Consider the following 14,970-nt stretch of genomic DNA (forward strand, 5'->3'; position numbering starts at 1 on the left):
GGCCCTGGTGGCGACGGTCCTGGTCGTCGACGGCGCGAACGTCGTCGGTGCCCGTCCCGACGGCTGGTGGAAGGATCGTGCCGGCGCCGCGCGCCGTCTGCACGAGGCGCTGCTGGTCGCCGATCTCCCGCAGGACCGGATCGTCCTGGTCCTGGAGGGACAGGCCAAGGGCGGCGTACGTCCGGGCAGGGACGCCCACGTGCTCACCGTCCACGCGCCCAAGGACGGCGACGCCGCGATCGTCGGCGTCGTCCGTGAGGCGCTGGAGAAGGGCGACCGGGTGACGCTGGTGAGCGCGGACCGGATGCTGCAGGCACGCTGCGGCGGGGCGACCGCGCTCGGTCCCACCTGGCTGCTCGACCAGATCTGACCCGGCCCCACGAACCGGGCGGCCCCGGTTGACATTGGCGATCGGGGCCGTGAACCGCCGTTTGCGTGCAGTCATGGGTCGAGAAGCTGCGGCGGGATCGAATTGTCGGGTCCGAGTTGGCCGAATCTTCGATTCGCGACGCGGGGATCGAGCCATTTCAGTGCATGATTCGTCCATGCAGACGCTTCGCGTAGACGTATCGGGACGTGCGCTCAGCTTCCCACCCGACAAGATCGTCCGGATCGGGCGCTCGATCGACGCTGACGTGGTGCTCGCGTCCACCTCGGTCTCGCGTGCTCATGCCGAGCTCCGTCCGGACCCTTCTGGATGGAAGCTGGTCGACGTGGGCTCCGCGGGCGGGACGTACGTCGCCGGAAGCCGCGTCACCGAGGTGCCGTTGACCGGGGCGACGCAGATCCAGCTCGGCCCGGCGGGACCGGGATCGACGATCACCGTCTCCCTCGACGACGCCCCGGTGGCGGCCGGTGCCCCGCGCGCCCAGGCACCCGCTCCGCCCCCGCCGCCGGCGATGCCAGGCGCGACGGCTGCTCCGCGCCCGGAGGTGGCGCCGGTGCCGCCGCCGGCCAACCTGCCGCCCGCGAGCCACGCGGCCACCCAGGACATCTCCGAGATGACGATCGCCCCGGGGATGGCGCGCCCGGCCGCCCCCGGCCAGGCGCCGACGCCGCCGAGCGGGCCTGACCTGCTGCTGGTGGCCGAGGGCAAGGAGCATCGCTTCCGCCATCCGAACACGGTGACCATCGGTCGAGCCGCGGACAACTCGGTCGTGCTCGAGGACCAGGGCGTCTCGCGCCAGCACGCCCGGCTGGTGGCCAAACCGGGCGGCTGGACCTTCGAGAACGGCTCTCAGACCGGCTCGTTCCTCAAGGGGAAGCCGCTGGTCCGGGAGGAGATCGACGAGGAGACCGAGATCCGCCTCGGGCACCCGGTCGCCGGCGAGATCCTCAAGGTCATCCCGATCTACGCGGCCGAGATCGAGGTCGCTCGCGCGGCCGCGAAGCGCCGCAACAAGCTCCTGATGTGGAGCGGGATCGGGGCCGCGGCCGCGGTGGTGGTCATCGGACTGGTGGTGGCGATGTTCGTGGTCCCCGGCGGCGACCCGGCCGCCCAGGACACCGGACTGACCAAGGACGAGCTCAACAGCGCGCAGCGGGCAGCTGTCTGGATCACCTACGCGCCGACCGAGGACACCATCGCGATGGGATCGGGGTCGATCGTCACCGAGGACGGCAAGATCCTCACCAACGCGCACGTCGCCGACCCGGCGCAGATCCCGGAGTACGCCGCCAAGGGCGAGGTCTCGCCCGAGGTCGTCAACATCCACATGACCGACCCGGCCGAGGGCTACAAGGTCGGCGAGCCCGACTACATCGCCAAGGTCATCGAGTCCGACGGCGAGGTCGACAGCGCGGTCGTGCAGATCATCGCCGACGGCAACGGCGACCCGGTGAACCCGTCCTCGCTGGACCTGCCGACGATCTCGCTCGGCGACTCGGACGCGGTCGACCGCGGCGACTACATCGCCACGATCGGCTTCCCGATGCTGCCGAAGGAGAGCTTCGCGGACAAGAAGGGCGTGCTCTTCCAGCCGCCGACCGTCGCGGAGGGCAACGTGGCGACCATCCTCTCCTTCGAAGGGGAGGAGCGGGCCGTCTTCGACGTCACCGCCCGGATCTCCAGCGGCAACTCCGGTGGCGCCGCGGTCAACGACGACGGTGAGCTCGTCGGCGTACCGACCTCCATCGGGTGGGACGAGAGCAACGTCGTCACCGGCCAGGTCATCCCGCTGGCCCAGCACTTCCCGATCCTCGAGGCGGCCGGGGTGAAGGTGCCTGCCGGGTCTGGCTCGAAGTAGGTAGCCTGCGTCACATGACTGCTCTGCGCTTCTCCGGCCCGGTCCTTCCCGATGGAGAGGTGCGTGACCTCTACGTCCTCGACGGCCGCATCACCTACGAGCGGCCGTCGGGGGCCGAGACGGGCGCCTCCGGCTGGATCGTGCCCGGTCTCGTCGACGCCCACTGCCATGTCGGCCTCGGGCCTGATGGCGCCGTCGACCAGGAGACGGCCGAGGCCCAGGCGATCGCCGACCGTGACGCCGGCGCGCTGCTCCTGCGCGACGCCGGCTCCGCCGCCGACACCCGCTGGGTCCAGGCCCGCGAGGACCTGCCCCGGCTGATCCGCGCCGGCCGCCACATCGGACGTACGAAGCGCTACATGCGCAACTACGCCGACGAGGTCGAGCCCGACGGCCTCGTCGAGGCCGTCGAGCGGCAGGCCCGCTCCGGGGACGGCTGGGTCAAGCTCGTCGGTGACTGGATCGACCGTGCCGAGGGAGACCTGAAGCCGTCCTTCCCCGCCGAGTCGTTCGCCGAGGCGATCAAGGTCGCCCACGACAACGACGCCCGCGTGACGGCGCACTGCTTCGGCAGCGAGGTGCTGCCGGGCTTGATCGAGGCCGGGATCGACTGCATCGAGCACGGCACGGGGCTGACCCCCGACCTCGTCGAGACGATGGCCGAGCAGGGGACCGCGCTGGTCCCCACTGTCGCCCAGCTGGAGATCTTCCCCGACCTGGCCGCCGCCGCGGCACCCAAGTTCCCGACGTACGCCGCCACCATGGAGGACCTCTACGCCCGCCGTCGCGAGACGATCATGAGCGCCTACGAGGCAGGCGTCGCCCTCTACGCCGGTTCCGACGGAGCAGGGGCCCAGCTGCACGGCGTCCTCCCGACAGAGATCCTCGCCATGCACCGGCTCGGGCTTCCGGCCGACGTCGTCCTCGGCGCCGCCTCCTGGCGCGCCCGGGAGTGGCTCGGTCACAACCCCGGCCTCGCCGAGGGAGACCCTGCCGACTTCGTCGTCTACGACACCAACCCCCTCGATGACCTGGCCGTCCTCGCGCGGCCGGCTGCCGTCGTACTCCGGGGGAAGATCTACGCCTGACCCGGCTGAGATTTCGTCGGTTCCGGGGACCTCTGGCAAACTGAGATATGTGTCCTGTGCGCAGGGACCCTCTCACCCAGCGCAGCAGTGCCCGCCGAAGGTGCCTGACGGGTGTCCCCACACCGACACGGGCCTCTTCACCCATATTCGATTCCAAAGGAATACCACCAACAGTGGCTGTCAAGATCCGCTTGAAGCGCCTGGGCAAGATCCGGGTTCCGCAGTACCGCATCGTCATCGTCGACTCGCGCAAGAAGCGCGACGGCGCTGTCATCGAGGAGATCGGTCTCTACCGTCCCAAGGAGGAGCCGAGCTTCATCCAGGTCGACTCCGAGCGCGCCCAGTACTGGCTCGGCGTCGGCGCCCAGCCGACCCCGGCTCTCGAGGCGATCCTCAAGGTGACCGGCGACTGGCAGAAGTTCAAGGGCCTCCCGGGCGCCGAGGGCACCCTCCGGTTCGCCCCGGCGAAGCCCGACAAGCTCGAGCTCTTCAACAAGGCTCTCGCCGAGGCGCACGCGTCGGCTGGTTCCGAGGCTGTCACCAAGAAGGCCAAGAAGGACGAGAAGGCCGACAAGGTCGAGGAGCCCAAGGCCGAAGAGCCGAAGGTCGAGGAGCCCAAGGCTGAGGAGCCCAAGGCCGAGGAGACCCCGGCCGCCGCTGAGGCCGAGGCCTGAGCAGCATGCTCTCTGAAGCTCTCGAGCACCTCGTCCGAGGAGTCGTCGACAACCCGGACGAGGTGAGCGTGCGTGACAAGCAGCTTCGTCGCGGTTCCGTCCTCGAGGTCCGGGTCCACCCCGACGACCTCGGCAAGGTGATCGGCCGCGGCGGACGCACCGCCAGCGCGTTCCGCACCGTCGTCTCGGCTCTTGCCGGCAAGGGCGGCGCGCGGATCGACTTCGTCGACGTCGACGGCGGTCGCTGAGCACCGGCTGTTCCAGCTCACGACGGGCGCCACTCCCTCGGGGGTGGCGCCCGTTGCTCATTTCGGCGACCGGTTGCGGGTAACACGTCGTTCGTAGGACTACTCGCCCTATGAGAACGACCGGACAGTCCTACGAACAGCGTGTTACCCCCGAGCGCGGCCGCCCGCACCGAGGAGTTCAGCCCGGCGTACGCCACCCTCTAGGCTCACCTCGTGGAGTTGATCGAGGTGCTGGTCGGACGGATCGGCAAGCCGCATGGGATCCGTGGGTTCGTGACCGTCGAGGTGCGCACCGACGAGCCTGACCGGCGGTTCGCCGAGGGCACGGTGCTGCGGGCACGGCCGCAGAAGGGATCAGCGTACGCAGCCGAGCAGCTGACCGTCGAGGGTGCCCGCTGGCACGGCCAGGTGCTCCAGGTCGCCTTCGAGGAGATCACCGACCGCAACGAGGCCGAGGCGGCCCGGGGGACCCTGCTCTTCGCCGACGTCCCGGCCGAGGAGACTCCCGAGGACCCCGACGAGTACTACGACCACCAGCTCATCGGTCTGACCGCCTTCGACGAGGAGGGCCGCGAGCTGGGCACGGTGAAGGCGCTGGTCCACGGCGGCGCCCAGGACCTGCTGACGATCCGCACCCCTGACCGCCGCGACGCGCTGGTTCCGTTCGTGAAGGCGCTGGTGCCCGTCGTCGACCTCGCCGAGAAGAAGGTCGTCATCGCCGACCGGCCGGGCCTGGTCACGCCGTTCGCCGAGGACGAGGAGAACGAGGACGGGGCCAAGTGAGGCTCGACTACCTCACCATCTTCCCCGACTATCTCGCGCCGCTCCGGCTGAGCCTGCCAGGCAAGGCGATCGAGTCCGGGCTGCTGGACCTGCAGGTCCACGACCTGCGCGAGTGGGCGCACGACAGGCATCGCACCGTCGACGACACCCCCTACGGCGGTGGCGCCGGGATGGTGATGAAGCCGCAGCCGTTCGGTGAGGCCTTCGACGAGCTGGCGATCGACGGCGCGACCGTCATCGTGACGACCCCCAGCGGCGAGCCGTTCACCCAGGCTCTGGCCCGCGAGCTGTCGACCCGCGACCGGCTGGTCTTTCTGCTCGGCCGCTACGAGGGCATCGACCAGCGCGTGCTCGACCACGCGGCCACCCGCGCCGAGGTCCGCGAGATCTCCCTGGGCGACTACGTGCTCAACGGGGGAGAGGTCGCCGCCATGGCGATCACGGAGGCCGTCGTACGTCTTCTTCCCGGCTTCATGGGCAATGCCAAGTCGCTCCTCGAGGAGTCCCACGAGGACGGCCTGCTGGAATACCCGGTCTACACCAAGCCCGCTTCCTGGCGTGATCTCGAGGTCCCGAAGGTCCTGCTGAGCGGTGACCACAAGCGCATCGCGCAGTGGCGCCACGAGCAGGCGGTCGTCCGGACCTCCGTACGCCGCCCCGACCTGCTCCACGCCTCCCAGGCGACCGGGCTCGGTGAGGGGGAGAAGTGGGAGATCGTGCCCGCCGTACGCGCCGACGTGCCGGAGCTGCACACGCTGCAGCTCGCCTGCTGGGTGCAGGAGATGCACGACAACCCCGGGGTCCCGATCCCGCCGCTGCACGAGTCGCTGGAGGACACCGTGCGCGCGCTGGAGACCCACGACGTCTACGTGGTCCGCTCCGCCGGGCGGCTGGTCGGCTCGGTCCGTGCCCGGCTCATCGGTGATGTCTGGGAGATCGGACGGCTGATGGCCGCCCCGGACATGCAGGGGCGCGGTCTCGGTCGTCAGTTGCTGGACCACATCCAGGCGGTCGCTCCGGCCGGCACCAGGACCCACCAGCTCTTCACCGGTGCCAAGAGCGAGCGCAACCACCGGATCTACAAGAAGGCGGGCTTCCGGCTGCGCCGGGACCTCGAGGCCCCGCCGGGCGCCGTCATCTTGACGAAGACCCATGGATCTCGCCGGTAGCGGTTCGGCAACCGACAACACTGTTACTTTCCTGTAACACCAGGCATCGGTCTCTGAAACGAAGCATCGCGACGATTCCGGGCAATGCGTACGACGAGCGACGTGGCTCGCGTGACGTCACAGCCCGGTCCCGAGACTTCTATGAGGCACTGAATGTCTGTCGAACTAGCATGGCAACTCCTGTGCGCGGCCCTGGTCATCTTCATGACCCCCGGCCTCGCCTTCTTCTATGGCGGTCTGGTGAAGGCCAAGTCCGTCGTCTCGATGATGATGCTGAGCTTCGGCTCGATGGCCGTCGTCACGATCCTCTACGTCCTCTACGGCGGCACCGGTATCGCCGGCAACGGCACCAGCGGTGGCACCAAGCTCTTCGGTAACCCCTTCGAGGACTTCGGGATGACCGACCTGGTCGCGACCGCGGGCAGCGGTGACGCCGGCAACCTCTTCGGCGGACACGCCTTCCTGGTCGCCTTCTGCATCATCACCGTCGCGCTGGTCTCGGGTGCGGTCGCCGACCGTGCGCGCTTCTGGCCGTGGATGATCTTCGCGGTCTTCTTCTCGACCTTCGTCGTGTTCCCGACCTTCCGCTGGATCTGGGGCGTCGACGCCGAGGGCAACTTCTACGGCTGGCTCGCCAACAACGTCTACGGCCTCGGGGGCTCCCTCGACTGGGCCGGCGGCACCGTGATCCACCAGTCCGCCGGTGCCGCGGCGCTCGCGCTCGCCCTCGTGCTCGGTCGACGCAAGGTCGGCTTCTCCAAGGAGGAGACGGTCGCCCACAACGTACCGCTCGTGCTGATCGGCGCCGCGATCCTCTGGTTCGGCTGGTTCGGCTTCAACACCGGCGTCTTCGGTGCCGACGAGGGCCAGACCTCGCTGATCTTCCTCAACACCATCGTCGCCCCGGCCGCCGGTCTGATCGGCTGGATCGTCGTCGAGCAGTTCAAGGACGGCAAGCCGACCGCCGTCGGCGCCGCGTCCGGCATCGTCACCGGTCTGGTCGCCATCACGCCGGCCTGTGCGTTCGTCAGCCCGGTCTGGGCATTGGTCCTCGGCCTCGTCGCCGGTGCCATCTGCGCCCTGGCCGTGGAGCTCAAGTTCAAGCTCGGCTTCGACGACACCCTCGACGTCGTCGGCATCCACCTCGTGGCCGGGTTCATCGGCTGCGTGTGGGTCGGCATCTTCGGCATCGAGGCGCTCACCGGTGGCAGCCTGGTCTTCGGCGGCAGCTTCAAGCTGCTCGGCGCCCAGGTCCTCTCCTCGCTCACCGTGATCGCCTTCTCGTTCGTGGTGGCCTTCGTCATCGGTATGGCGATCGAGAAGACCATCGGCTTCCGCGCCAAGGAGGAGGACGAGGTCGCCGGTATCGACACCGTTCTCCACGAGCCGGGCTACTCCGAGCTCGGCTGATCGATCACCTCGACTCCGAGGCCCGTCCTGGTTCGCCGGGGCGGGCCTCGCGGCGTACGGGGGTGTTCCTTCGGCTGCATACCTTGACGAAGGAGCAGATCTCACCGCGGCCCGTACGGCAGCTGCCGGGCCTGATGCTGGATGCGGGCGCTGAGGTCCTCGACCTCACCCAGGACCGCCGGGGCGAGCCACACGGGGGAGCGGCGGCTGCGCTTCGCGCCGACGAGGACACCGGCCCGCTCCAGAGCCTCGATCGTCTCGGTGGCGTCCTCGAGGCGGAGGCGCTCGGCGACGAGAGGGGCGTTGAGGATGGGCTCCTCGGTGAGCAGGTCGAGAAGACGGTACGTGGCAGACCCCGGCCGTGGGTCGCCGGCCGCCCCGCCCCAGCCGCGTCGGATACCGTCCAGCGCTTCGGCCGTCTTCCACGACTCGGTCGTGGCGATGGTCGTCGAGGCGGCGAGCATCGCGATGATCGTGGCCGCGGTGCCGGCCCGGTAGTCGCCGAGAGCGGCGAAGTAGCGGTCGCGGTGGGCGACGAGCGCCGACGCGATCGGCACGGCCAGGTGGCGGGAGGCGCGACGCCGGCGGAGGACGGCGTGGATGAGGGCTCGACCGATACGGCCGTTGCCGTCGATGAAGGGGTGGATCGACTCGAACTGCGCGTGCGCGATCGCCGCCTGGGCGATGGGAGCGAGATCGTCGCGGTTCGCGAAGGCGACCAGGTCCTCGATGTAGTCGACGACCGTCTCCGGCGGGGGCGGCACGTGGAGGGTGTCGCGGGGGGCGTAGTCGGAGCCTCCGACCCAGTTCTGAACGGTGCGGAACCTGCCCGCCGTGGCCGCCTCGTCGGGGTGACGGCCGAACAGGTCGCCGTGAGCGCGCAAGATCGCGTCGGAGGTGATCTTGCGGGTGGTGTCGGCCTCCCGGATCAGCCGCTCCATCGCCTGGGTGGCGGAGGCCATCGAGACCGCCGAGGCGTTGGCCCCGATCCCCAGCAGCGCCCGTCCGTAGTCGGCCAGACTGGCCTCGACGTGCTCGATCTTGGAGGAGTCGATCGCCTCGGTGCGCAGCTGCAGGTGGTTGAGGCCGGCCATCGTCCGCCCGTGGACCAGGTCGAGGTGACGCAGCGCGCCCGCGCTGGCGGTCGTCATCGCCGCCACCGGCCGCTCCAGAGCGAGGTCGAGATCGGCGATGTGGGGCGGCAGCGCCACCGTCACCTCACGAAGCATCCGGTCAGCGCGGGGACCTCGCGGGATCCGTTGCCGATAGGGTCGCGTCACGTAGGTGTGCGGTGCCCAGTCGGTGTCGGTCACGGATGCATCCTTCCATGTCACCGGCGCTGCGTACGTCTCCGTGCTCCACGCGGTCGCACCCTCGCTCGATCGTCTCCGCGCTTCGCGCGGTTACTCCCTCGCTCGGCGCGAGCGGACGAGCAAGCTCGCCGCTCGACCTCGCTCGGTCGTCTCGATTCTCGGCGGTCCACGGCGCTGTGGCAGACTTGTGGGCCGGTCCAGTCGGCCGAAAGCACGCTCCGAAGAAGACACCCGGAGGTGTCGCGCCGGGCTCCTGCCACAGGGGGAGCCGTGCGCCGCCGGCCAGTGCGGCTGGGCCACCTCCAAAGATCGCCCTGACCAGGGCACTGATGACCGCGATCGACCTGTGGCGAGCGTGAGGAGAAAAGATGAGCAACGTACTCGCTGAGGTCGGCAACGCCTCCAAGCGCGACGACCTGCCGGCGTTCCGCGCCGGTGACACCGTCAAGGTCCACGTCAAGGTCGTCGAGGGCAGCCGGTCCCGCGTCCAGATCTTCCAGGGCGTCGTGATCCGCGTCCACGGGTCCGGCATCGGCCGCACCTTCACCGTCCGCAAGGTCTCCTTCGGTGTGGGCGTCGAGCGCACCTTCCCGCTGCACTCGCCGATCTTCGAGCAGATCGAGGTCGTCACCCGTGGTGACGTCCGTCGCGCGAAGCTCTACTACCTGCGCAACCTGCGCGGCAAGAAGGCGAAGATCAAGGAGCGCCGCGAGGCGTGAGTCGGGAGGTCTGAGGTTCCTGAGCATTGCGAGTCGATGAGGCTCGTTGTGGAGGGAGTCTCTAGACTCACCGCGTGACTTCGAACGACCGCGATCCCTCCGTCGGCGTCGGGCCCCAGGCCCGCTGGGACGGGCCCGAGACAGGGGGATCGCGGTCGTTCTCGTCTTCGCCCCAGGCTCCGCGCCGAGCCTCCGAGCAGCATCGCCTGAGAACCGGTCCGCCCCGCGAGGAGGAGACCAAGCCTCGGCTGTCGGCCTGGCAGGAGGGCATCGTCCTGGTCGTGCTGGCAGTGCTGGTCGCGATCGTCGTGAAGGCCCTGTTCGTCCAGGCCTTCTACATCCCTTCCGAGTCCATGGAGCCGGGCCTGCAGGGTGGTCCGTCGGTGGCGACCGACGACCGGGTGCTGGTGGAGAAGCCCTCCTACTGGCTCTCTGGCACACCCCAGCGCGGTGACGTCGTGGTCTTCTCCGATCCCGGCTCGTGGCTCGGGGCCGAGGAGTCGGGCGGCCCCGAGAACATGCTCGGCAAGGGGCTTGCGGTCATCGGCCTCTATCCCGAGGGCGGCCATCTGGTGAAGCGCGTGATCGGAGTCCCCGGTGACGTCATCGAGTGCTGTGACAAGCAGGGCCGGCTGATCGTCAACGGCGTCCCGATCGACGAGGCGTACGCCCGGCCCTCCCAGACCAAGTGCGGCCGTCCCAACAAGGAGGGCGAGTGCTTCGGGCCGATGCCCGGCACCCGCCACTGGGAGGTCGGTCCGGTGCCCGCCGGGTCGTTGTTCGTGATGGGTGACAACCGGGCCAACTCCGCCGACTCGACGGTTCACATGTGCACCGCCAACGAGACCGACTGCGCGATGGTCCCCTGGGTGCCGGAGGACAACGTGGTCGGCAAGGTCGTCGCGCTGGGCTGGCCGCTGGACCGCGCGAAGTGGATCCACCGGCCCGAGAGCTTCGAGGACGTGCCGGCACAGTGAGCATTGCACCTACCTTGCGAGTCGAGCGCTCCATGCTTCGCGATGGCATCACCCATCTCGGCGCCGTCGACGAGGTGGGGCGTGGCGCTCTCTGCGGACCGGTCTCGATCGGGATCGTGGTGATCTCGGCGGCGACACGGACAGCGCCCCAGGGCGTACGCGACTCCAAGCTGCTCACGCCCGACGCCCGGGAGACGCTCGCGCCGAAGGTGCGCCGCTGGGCCGTCGACTCCGCCGTCGGACATGCCCTGGCCTCCGAGATCGACGAGGTCGGGATCATGGCGGCGATGCGGCTGGCGGGGCAGCGAGCGCTGGGTGCCCTGGACGTACGTCCCGATGCGCTGCTCCTCGACGGCAACCACAACTATCTGACCCCACCGGTGCAGGAGGGGCTCTTCGGTGAGGTCTCCGCGATGGTGGAGGAGGTCGAGGTGCCGCCGGTCACGACGATGATCAAGGCAGACATGAAGTGTGCCGCGGTCGCCGCCGCCTCGATCCTGGCGAAGACCTCGCGCGACGCGCTGATGGTCGCGCTCCATGAGGAGCACCCGGACTACGCGTGGGCCGACAACAAGGGCTACTCCGCGCCCGCCCACATCGCCGCGCTCGAGCGCCTCGGACCCTCGGCGTATCACCGGCGCTCGTGGAGTCTTCCCGGTTCTACACGGGAACTGGCTCTAGAGTCGTGACATGAGCGAGCGCCAGCGAGCGACCGATGACCTCAGGCCGCTGCGTCCGTATTCTTCGCTGTCCTCCACGGAGGCGGCGGCATGAGCGCGGAGGATCTCGAGAAGTACGAGACCGAGATGGAGCTGACCCTCTACCGCGAGTATCGCGACGTGGTCGGCATCTTCAAGTACGTCGTCGAGACCGACCGCCGCTTCTATCTGTGCAACCAGGTCGACGTGCGGGCGCGTACGGACTCGGGGGACGTCTACTTCGAGGTGTCGATGAACGACGTCTGGGTGTGGGACATGTATCGGCCGGCCCGGTTCGCAAAGGCGGTCAAGGTGCTCACCTTCAAGGATGTGAACGTGGAGACGCTCAACCCGACCGACATCGACGAGCCGCTGGACTGATCTCGGGCCAGTTGCCGTCCACAGGGTGATCTCGATCCTGGGTTATCCCCAAGCGTCCTGGAACCGACTCGGACTGTCGGTGCTCGCGATGAGTGTGGACCTCGAAGCCGAATGGCAGGAGGTCCATGATGAGTTCAACGGCACCGGCGCGGATCGCGCTGGGAAACTACGGCGAATCGGTCGCCGAGAGGTATCTGGTCGAGGCCGGCATGACCGTTCTCGACCGCAACTGGCGGTGCGCCGACGGAGAGATCGACCTGGTCCTTCGTGAGGACGACACGCTCGTCGTCTGCGAGGTGAAGACCCGCAGCCACGACGGGTGCGGGACGCCGCACGAGGCGGTCGACAAGACCAAGCTCGACCGGTTGAAGCGGCTGGGGATGGCCTGGCTGCAGCAGCACGACGCGCAAGCGCCCGGGATCCGGATCGATCTGGTCGCGGTGATGCATGCGCCCCGGGGCTCGGCGCTGGTCGAGCACGTCAGGGGCCTGTGATGGGGTACGCGCGAGCTCACGGCGTCGCGCTTCGCGGCGCGGTCGGCCATCTGGTCGACGTGCAGGCCGATGTCTCGCCGGGTCTGGTGGGGGTGACGCTGGTCGGTCGCGCCGACAGCGTGCTGGCCGAGGGCCGGGACCGGGTGCGGATGGCGATCATCAACTCCGAGCTGGAGTGGGCCGCGACCAAGCGGATCACGGTGCTGCTCTCGCCTGCTGACCTTCCGAAGGGCGGCTCGCACTACGACCTGGGGATGGCGCTGGCGATCCTCGCGGCGAGCGGCGAGATCGAGCCCGTCGGTCTCGAACGCACGGTCTTCATCGGCGAGCTGGCTCTGGACGGAGGGCTGCGGCCGACCTCCGGAGTGCTCCCGATGGTCCTCGCCGCGTCCCATGCCGGGATCGCCCGGGTCGTGGTGCCGGAGCCGCAGGTGGCCGAGGCGCGGATGGTTCCCGGGATGGAGATCCTGGGGTTCCGGTCGCTGGGCCAGGTGGTCGCGGAGCTGCGCGGCGAGCCGGTGCCCGACGCGCCGCCGGTCGCGACCGGCACCGGCGGCAGCCTGCTCGGCTGGCGAGGAGACCGCAGGCTCGACGACATGGACATGTCCGACCTTCGAGGCATGCCCGAGACCCGCTACGCGGTCGAGGTCGCGGCCGCGGGCGGACATCACCTGCTGCTCAAAGGACCGAAGGGCTGCGGCAAGACCTCGATCGCCGAGCGGATCCCGACGATCCTTCCCGACCTGTCTCGTGAGGAGTCGCTCGAGGTGATGGCGGTGCAGTCGCTGGCCGGAGTGATCGACGTGGACCAAGGGCTCCTCACTCGGCCCCCGTTCGCGGCTCCCCATCACGACGCCTCCAAGCCGGGCATCGTCGGTGGCGGCAGCGGCCGAGTCCGTCCGGGTCAGGTCTCGCTCTCTCACGCCGGCGTCCTCTTCCTCGATGAGTTCCCGTTGTTCAAGAGCGACGTCATCGAGTGCCTGCGCGAGCCGCTGGAGAGCGGCGACATCACGGTTTCCCGCGGGGAGGAGTCAGTGACGCTCCCGGCGCGCGCCCTGGTGGTGCTCGCCGCCAACCCGTGCCCGTGCGGGAACTTCGACGCCTCGGTCACCAAGGACGGCTGCATCTGCCGGTCCAACGAGCGACAGGCCTATGCGCGCAAGGTCTCCGGACCGATCACCGACCGCATCGACATCAGCCGCACGCTGCGACCGATGTCCGAGCAGAACCACGACCCGTGGGGCTCGGAGGCCAGCGCCGACATCCGCGAACGGGTCACGCAGGCCCGGCGTCGACAACGCGAGCGCTACGCCGACTTCGGGTGGCGGCTCAACGGTCAGGCCAGCGGGATCGCGCTGCGCGACAACTGGCCGTTGCCGCCATCGGCCGAGGCGCTGATCGACTCACGCATCTTCTCGGGTGCCCTGACCCGCCGCGGCGCGGTGCGAGTGCACCGGCTCGCCTGGACGGTGGCGGACCTGGCCGGGGTCGACTGGCCGGGCGTGGCCGAGGCCGAGACGGCGCTCGCGCTGCGCAACGGCGGGTCGCTCACGGTCGCGTCCTACGAGGGGAGGTCGGCATGACCACGGCGTCCGCCGCCCCATCCTTCACCGACCTCGAGCGCGAGCGTCTGGCCCGGATCGCGCTGACCCAGCTGATCGAGCCCGGCACCCCATTGCTCGACAGCTGCATGGTGGGAGCCACCGCGACCGAGGTGTACCGACGCTTCGCCGAGGAGGATCCCGATCTCGGCGAGGACGGACTCGAAGCGAGAGCTCGCCTGGCCCAGATCCACCCCGACCGCGACCTGGAGCGGGCGACCAACGCCGGGTTCCGCTATGTCATCCCCGGGGACGAGGAGTGGCCCATCCAGGTCGAGCGGCTCGCCGGGCAGGAGCCTCTCCAGTACCGCACCGGCACCCCGCTCGGCCTGTGGGTGCGGGGGCCGCTCCTGCTCAGCGACCTGGACCGTTCGGTCGCCATCGTCGGGTCCCGAGAGGCGACGGCCTACGGCGCCGACGCCGCGGCGCGGATCGCCGCGGACCTCGCGGTCAACGACTTCGTGACGGTCTCCGGGGCAGCGGTCGGCATCGACGCGGCCGCGCATCGCGGTGCCCTCACCGGTCCGCCCGGGAGCACCGTCGCCGTGCTCGCCGGCGGTGTCGACGTTCCCTATCCGCTGCGCAACGAGCGCCTGATCGACGCGATCGCCGAGAGCGGAGCGGTGATCTCGGAGATCGCGCCCGGGTTCCCGGTCACCCGCTATCGATTCCTATCCCGCAACCGGATAATCGCCGCCCTTGCCCGCGGCACCGTGGTCGTCGAGGCGGCGGCGCGCAGCGGGTCCCTCAACACCTCCCACTGGGCCTACAGCATCAACACGCCCGTGATGGCCGTTCCGGGTCAGGTGGGAGCGATGACCTCCGTCGGGACCCACGAACTCCTACGCAGTGGCACAGGTGTCCTGGTGACCGACGGCCTCGACGTACGCGAGCTCGTCGGCGACGCCGGCGAGGCTCTCCCCGCGGAGCCCCGTGGGCCCGTACGTCGCCGCGACTCGCTCACCTCCATCGAGAAACAGGTCCTCGACGCGGTCCCGGTGACCAGACCTTCGTCTCAGCTCGACATCGCGAGGTCGGCGTGCCTTCACCCCAAGACCGCGGGCACCGCGCTGACCCGGCTCGAGGCGCTCGGCCTCGCCGAGCGGTTCCCCGACGGGTGGCAGCTGGCGCCGGGCGCGGCTCGCACCTGAGGCTCCGCCCAACATCTA

The 14,970-nt window shown here is 69.6% G+C and carries 16 protein-coding genes; 15 read left to right on the forward strand and 1 reads right to left on the reverse strand.

Features of this window, described 5'->3' with window-relative positions; genetic code table 11:
- Positions 1 to 7: 7 nt before the first annotated feature.
- The 8 genes from BJ988_RS05010 to BJ988_RS05045 all read left to right on the forward strand — a co-directional run bounded on the left by BJ988_RS05010 (position 8) and on the right by BJ988_RS05045 (position 7,618).
- Positions 8 to 370, forward strand: a complete 363-nt coding sequence (locus BJ988_RS05010) for a hypothetical protein (RefSeq protein WP_179657005.1) — start codon at positions 8 to 10, stop codon at positions 368 to 370.
- Positions 371 to 545: 175 nt separating this feature from the next.
- The gene (locus BJ988_RS05015) at positions 546 to 2,246 is read left to right on the forward strand and encodes an FHA domain-containing protein (protein ID WP_179657006.1); all 1,701 of its coding nucleotides are present in this window, start codon (positions 546 to 548) and stop codon (positions 2,244 to 2,246) included.
- Positions 2,247 to 2,260: 14 nt separating this feature from the next.
- The gene (locus BJ988_RS05020) at positions 2,261 to 3,334 is read left to right on the forward strand and encodes an amidohydrolase family protein (RefSeq protein WP_179657007.1); all 1,074 of its coding nucleotides are present in this window, start codon (positions 2,261 to 2,263) and stop codon (positions 3,332 to 3,334) included.
- A gap of 173 nt (positions 3,335 to 3,507) precedes the next feature.
- Positions 3,508 to 4,008: a 30S ribosomal protein S16 gene (rpsP, locus tag BJ988_RS05025; protein WP_179657008.1), complete on the forward strand. Its 501-nt coding sequence runs from the start codon at positions 3,508 to 3,510 to the stop codon at positions 4,006 to 4,008.
- 5 nt (positions 4,009 to 4,013) lie between these two features.
- The gene (locus BJ988_RS05030) at positions 4,014 to 4,256 is read left to right on the forward strand and encodes an RNA-binding protein (RefSeq protein WP_179657009.1); all 243 of its coding nucleotides are present in this window, start codon (positions 4,014 to 4,016) and stop codon (positions 4,254 to 4,256) included.
- A gap of 213 nt (positions 4,257 to 4,469) precedes the next feature.
- Entirely contained in the window at positions 4,470 to 5,039 is a 570-nt protein-coding gene (rimM, locus tag BJ988_RS05035) for a ribosome maturation factor RimM (protein WP_343051472.1), read from the forward strand.
- Positions 5,036 to 6,208, forward strand: coding sequence for a tRNA (guanosine(37)-N1)-methyltransferase TrmD (gene trmD, locus BJ988_RS31260; protein ID WP_179657010.1), 1,173 nt, complete (start codon positions 5,036 to 5,038; stop codon positions 6,206 to 6,208). The genes rimM and trmD overlap by 4 nt, the downstream gene beginning before the upstream one ends.
- Positions 6,209 to 6,361: 153 nt before the next feature.
- The gene (locus BJ988_RS05045; protein WP_179657011.1) at positions 6,362 to 7,618 is read left to right on the forward strand and encodes an ammonium transporter; all 1,257 of its coding nucleotides are present in this window, start codon (positions 6,362 to 6,364) and stop codon (positions 7,616 to 7,618) included.
- Between the two features lie 101 nt (positions 7,619 to 7,719).
- On the opposite strand, the gene BJ988_RS05050 is transcribed toward BJ988_RS05045, so the two are convergent.
- Positions 7,720 to 8,931 carry a Fic family protein gene (locus tag BJ988_RS05050; RefSeq protein WP_179657012.1) on the reverse strand — a complete coding sequence of 404 codons (1,212 nt, stop codon included), beginning with the start codon at positions 8,929 to 8,931 and terminating at the stop codon, positions 7,720 to 7,722.
- A 368-nt stretch (positions 8,932 to 9,299) separates the two neighbouring features.
- Here BJ988_RS05050 and rplS point away from each other — a divergent pair, with 368 nt between their 5' ends.
- The 7 genes from rplS to dprA all read left to right on the forward strand — a co-directional run bounded on the left by rplS (position 9,300) and on the right by dprA (position 14,952).
- Positions 9,300 to 9,650 carry a 50S ribosomal protein L19 gene (gene rplS, locus BJ988_RS05055; protein WP_179657013.1) on the forward strand — a complete coding sequence of 117 codons (351 nt, stop codon included), beginning with the start codon at positions 9,300 to 9,302 and terminating at the stop codon, positions 9,648 to 9,650.
- Between the two features lie 74 nt (positions 9,651 to 9,724).
- Entirely contained in the window at positions 9,725 to 10,627 is a 903-nt protein-coding gene (gene lepB / locus BJ988_RS05060) for a signal peptidase I (protein ID WP_179657014.1), read from the forward strand.
- Positions 10,624 to 11,316: a ribonuclease HII gene (locus tag BJ988_RS05065; RefSeq protein WP_343051473.1), complete on the forward strand. Its 693-nt coding sequence runs from the start codon at positions 10,624 to 10,626 to the stop codon at positions 11,314 to 11,316. The genes lepB and BJ988_RS05065 overlap by 4 nt, the downstream gene beginning before the upstream one ends.
- Before the next feature lie 81 nt (positions 11,317 to 11,397).
- Entirely contained in the window at positions 11,398 to 11,706 is a 309-nt protein-coding gene (locus BJ988_RS05070; RefSeq protein WP_179657015.1) for a DUF2469 domain-containing protein, read from the forward strand.
- Between the two features lie 128 nt (positions 11,707 to 11,834).
- A complete protein-coding gene (locus BJ988_RS05075) occupies positions 11,835 to 12,200 on the forward strand; it encodes a YraN family protein (protein WP_179657016.1) in 366 nt (121 codons plus the stop codon).
- Positions 12,200 to 13,783, forward strand: a complete 1,584-nt coding sequence (locus tag BJ988_RS05080; RefSeq protein ID WP_179657017.1) for a YifB family Mg chelatase-like AAA ATPase — start codon at positions 12,200 to 12,202, stop codon at positions 13,781 to 13,783. The genes BJ988_RS05075 and BJ988_RS05080 overlap by 1 nt, the downstream gene beginning before the upstream one ends.
- Positions 13,780 to 14,952, forward strand: coding sequence for a DNA-processing protein DprA (dprA, locus tag BJ988_RS05085; protein ID WP_179657018.1), 1,173 nt, complete (start codon positions 13,780 to 13,782; stop codon positions 14,950 to 14,952). The genes BJ988_RS05080 and dprA overlap by 4 nt, the downstream gene beginning before the upstream one ends.
- The last annotated feature ends 18 nt before the right edge of the window (positions 14,953 to 14,970 follow it).

This window comes from Nocardioides panzhihuensis, from assembly GCF_013408335.1.
Classification (GTDB): Bacteria; Actinomycetota; Actinomycetes; order Propionibacteriales; family Nocardioidaceae; genus Nocardioides; species Nocardioides panzhihuensis.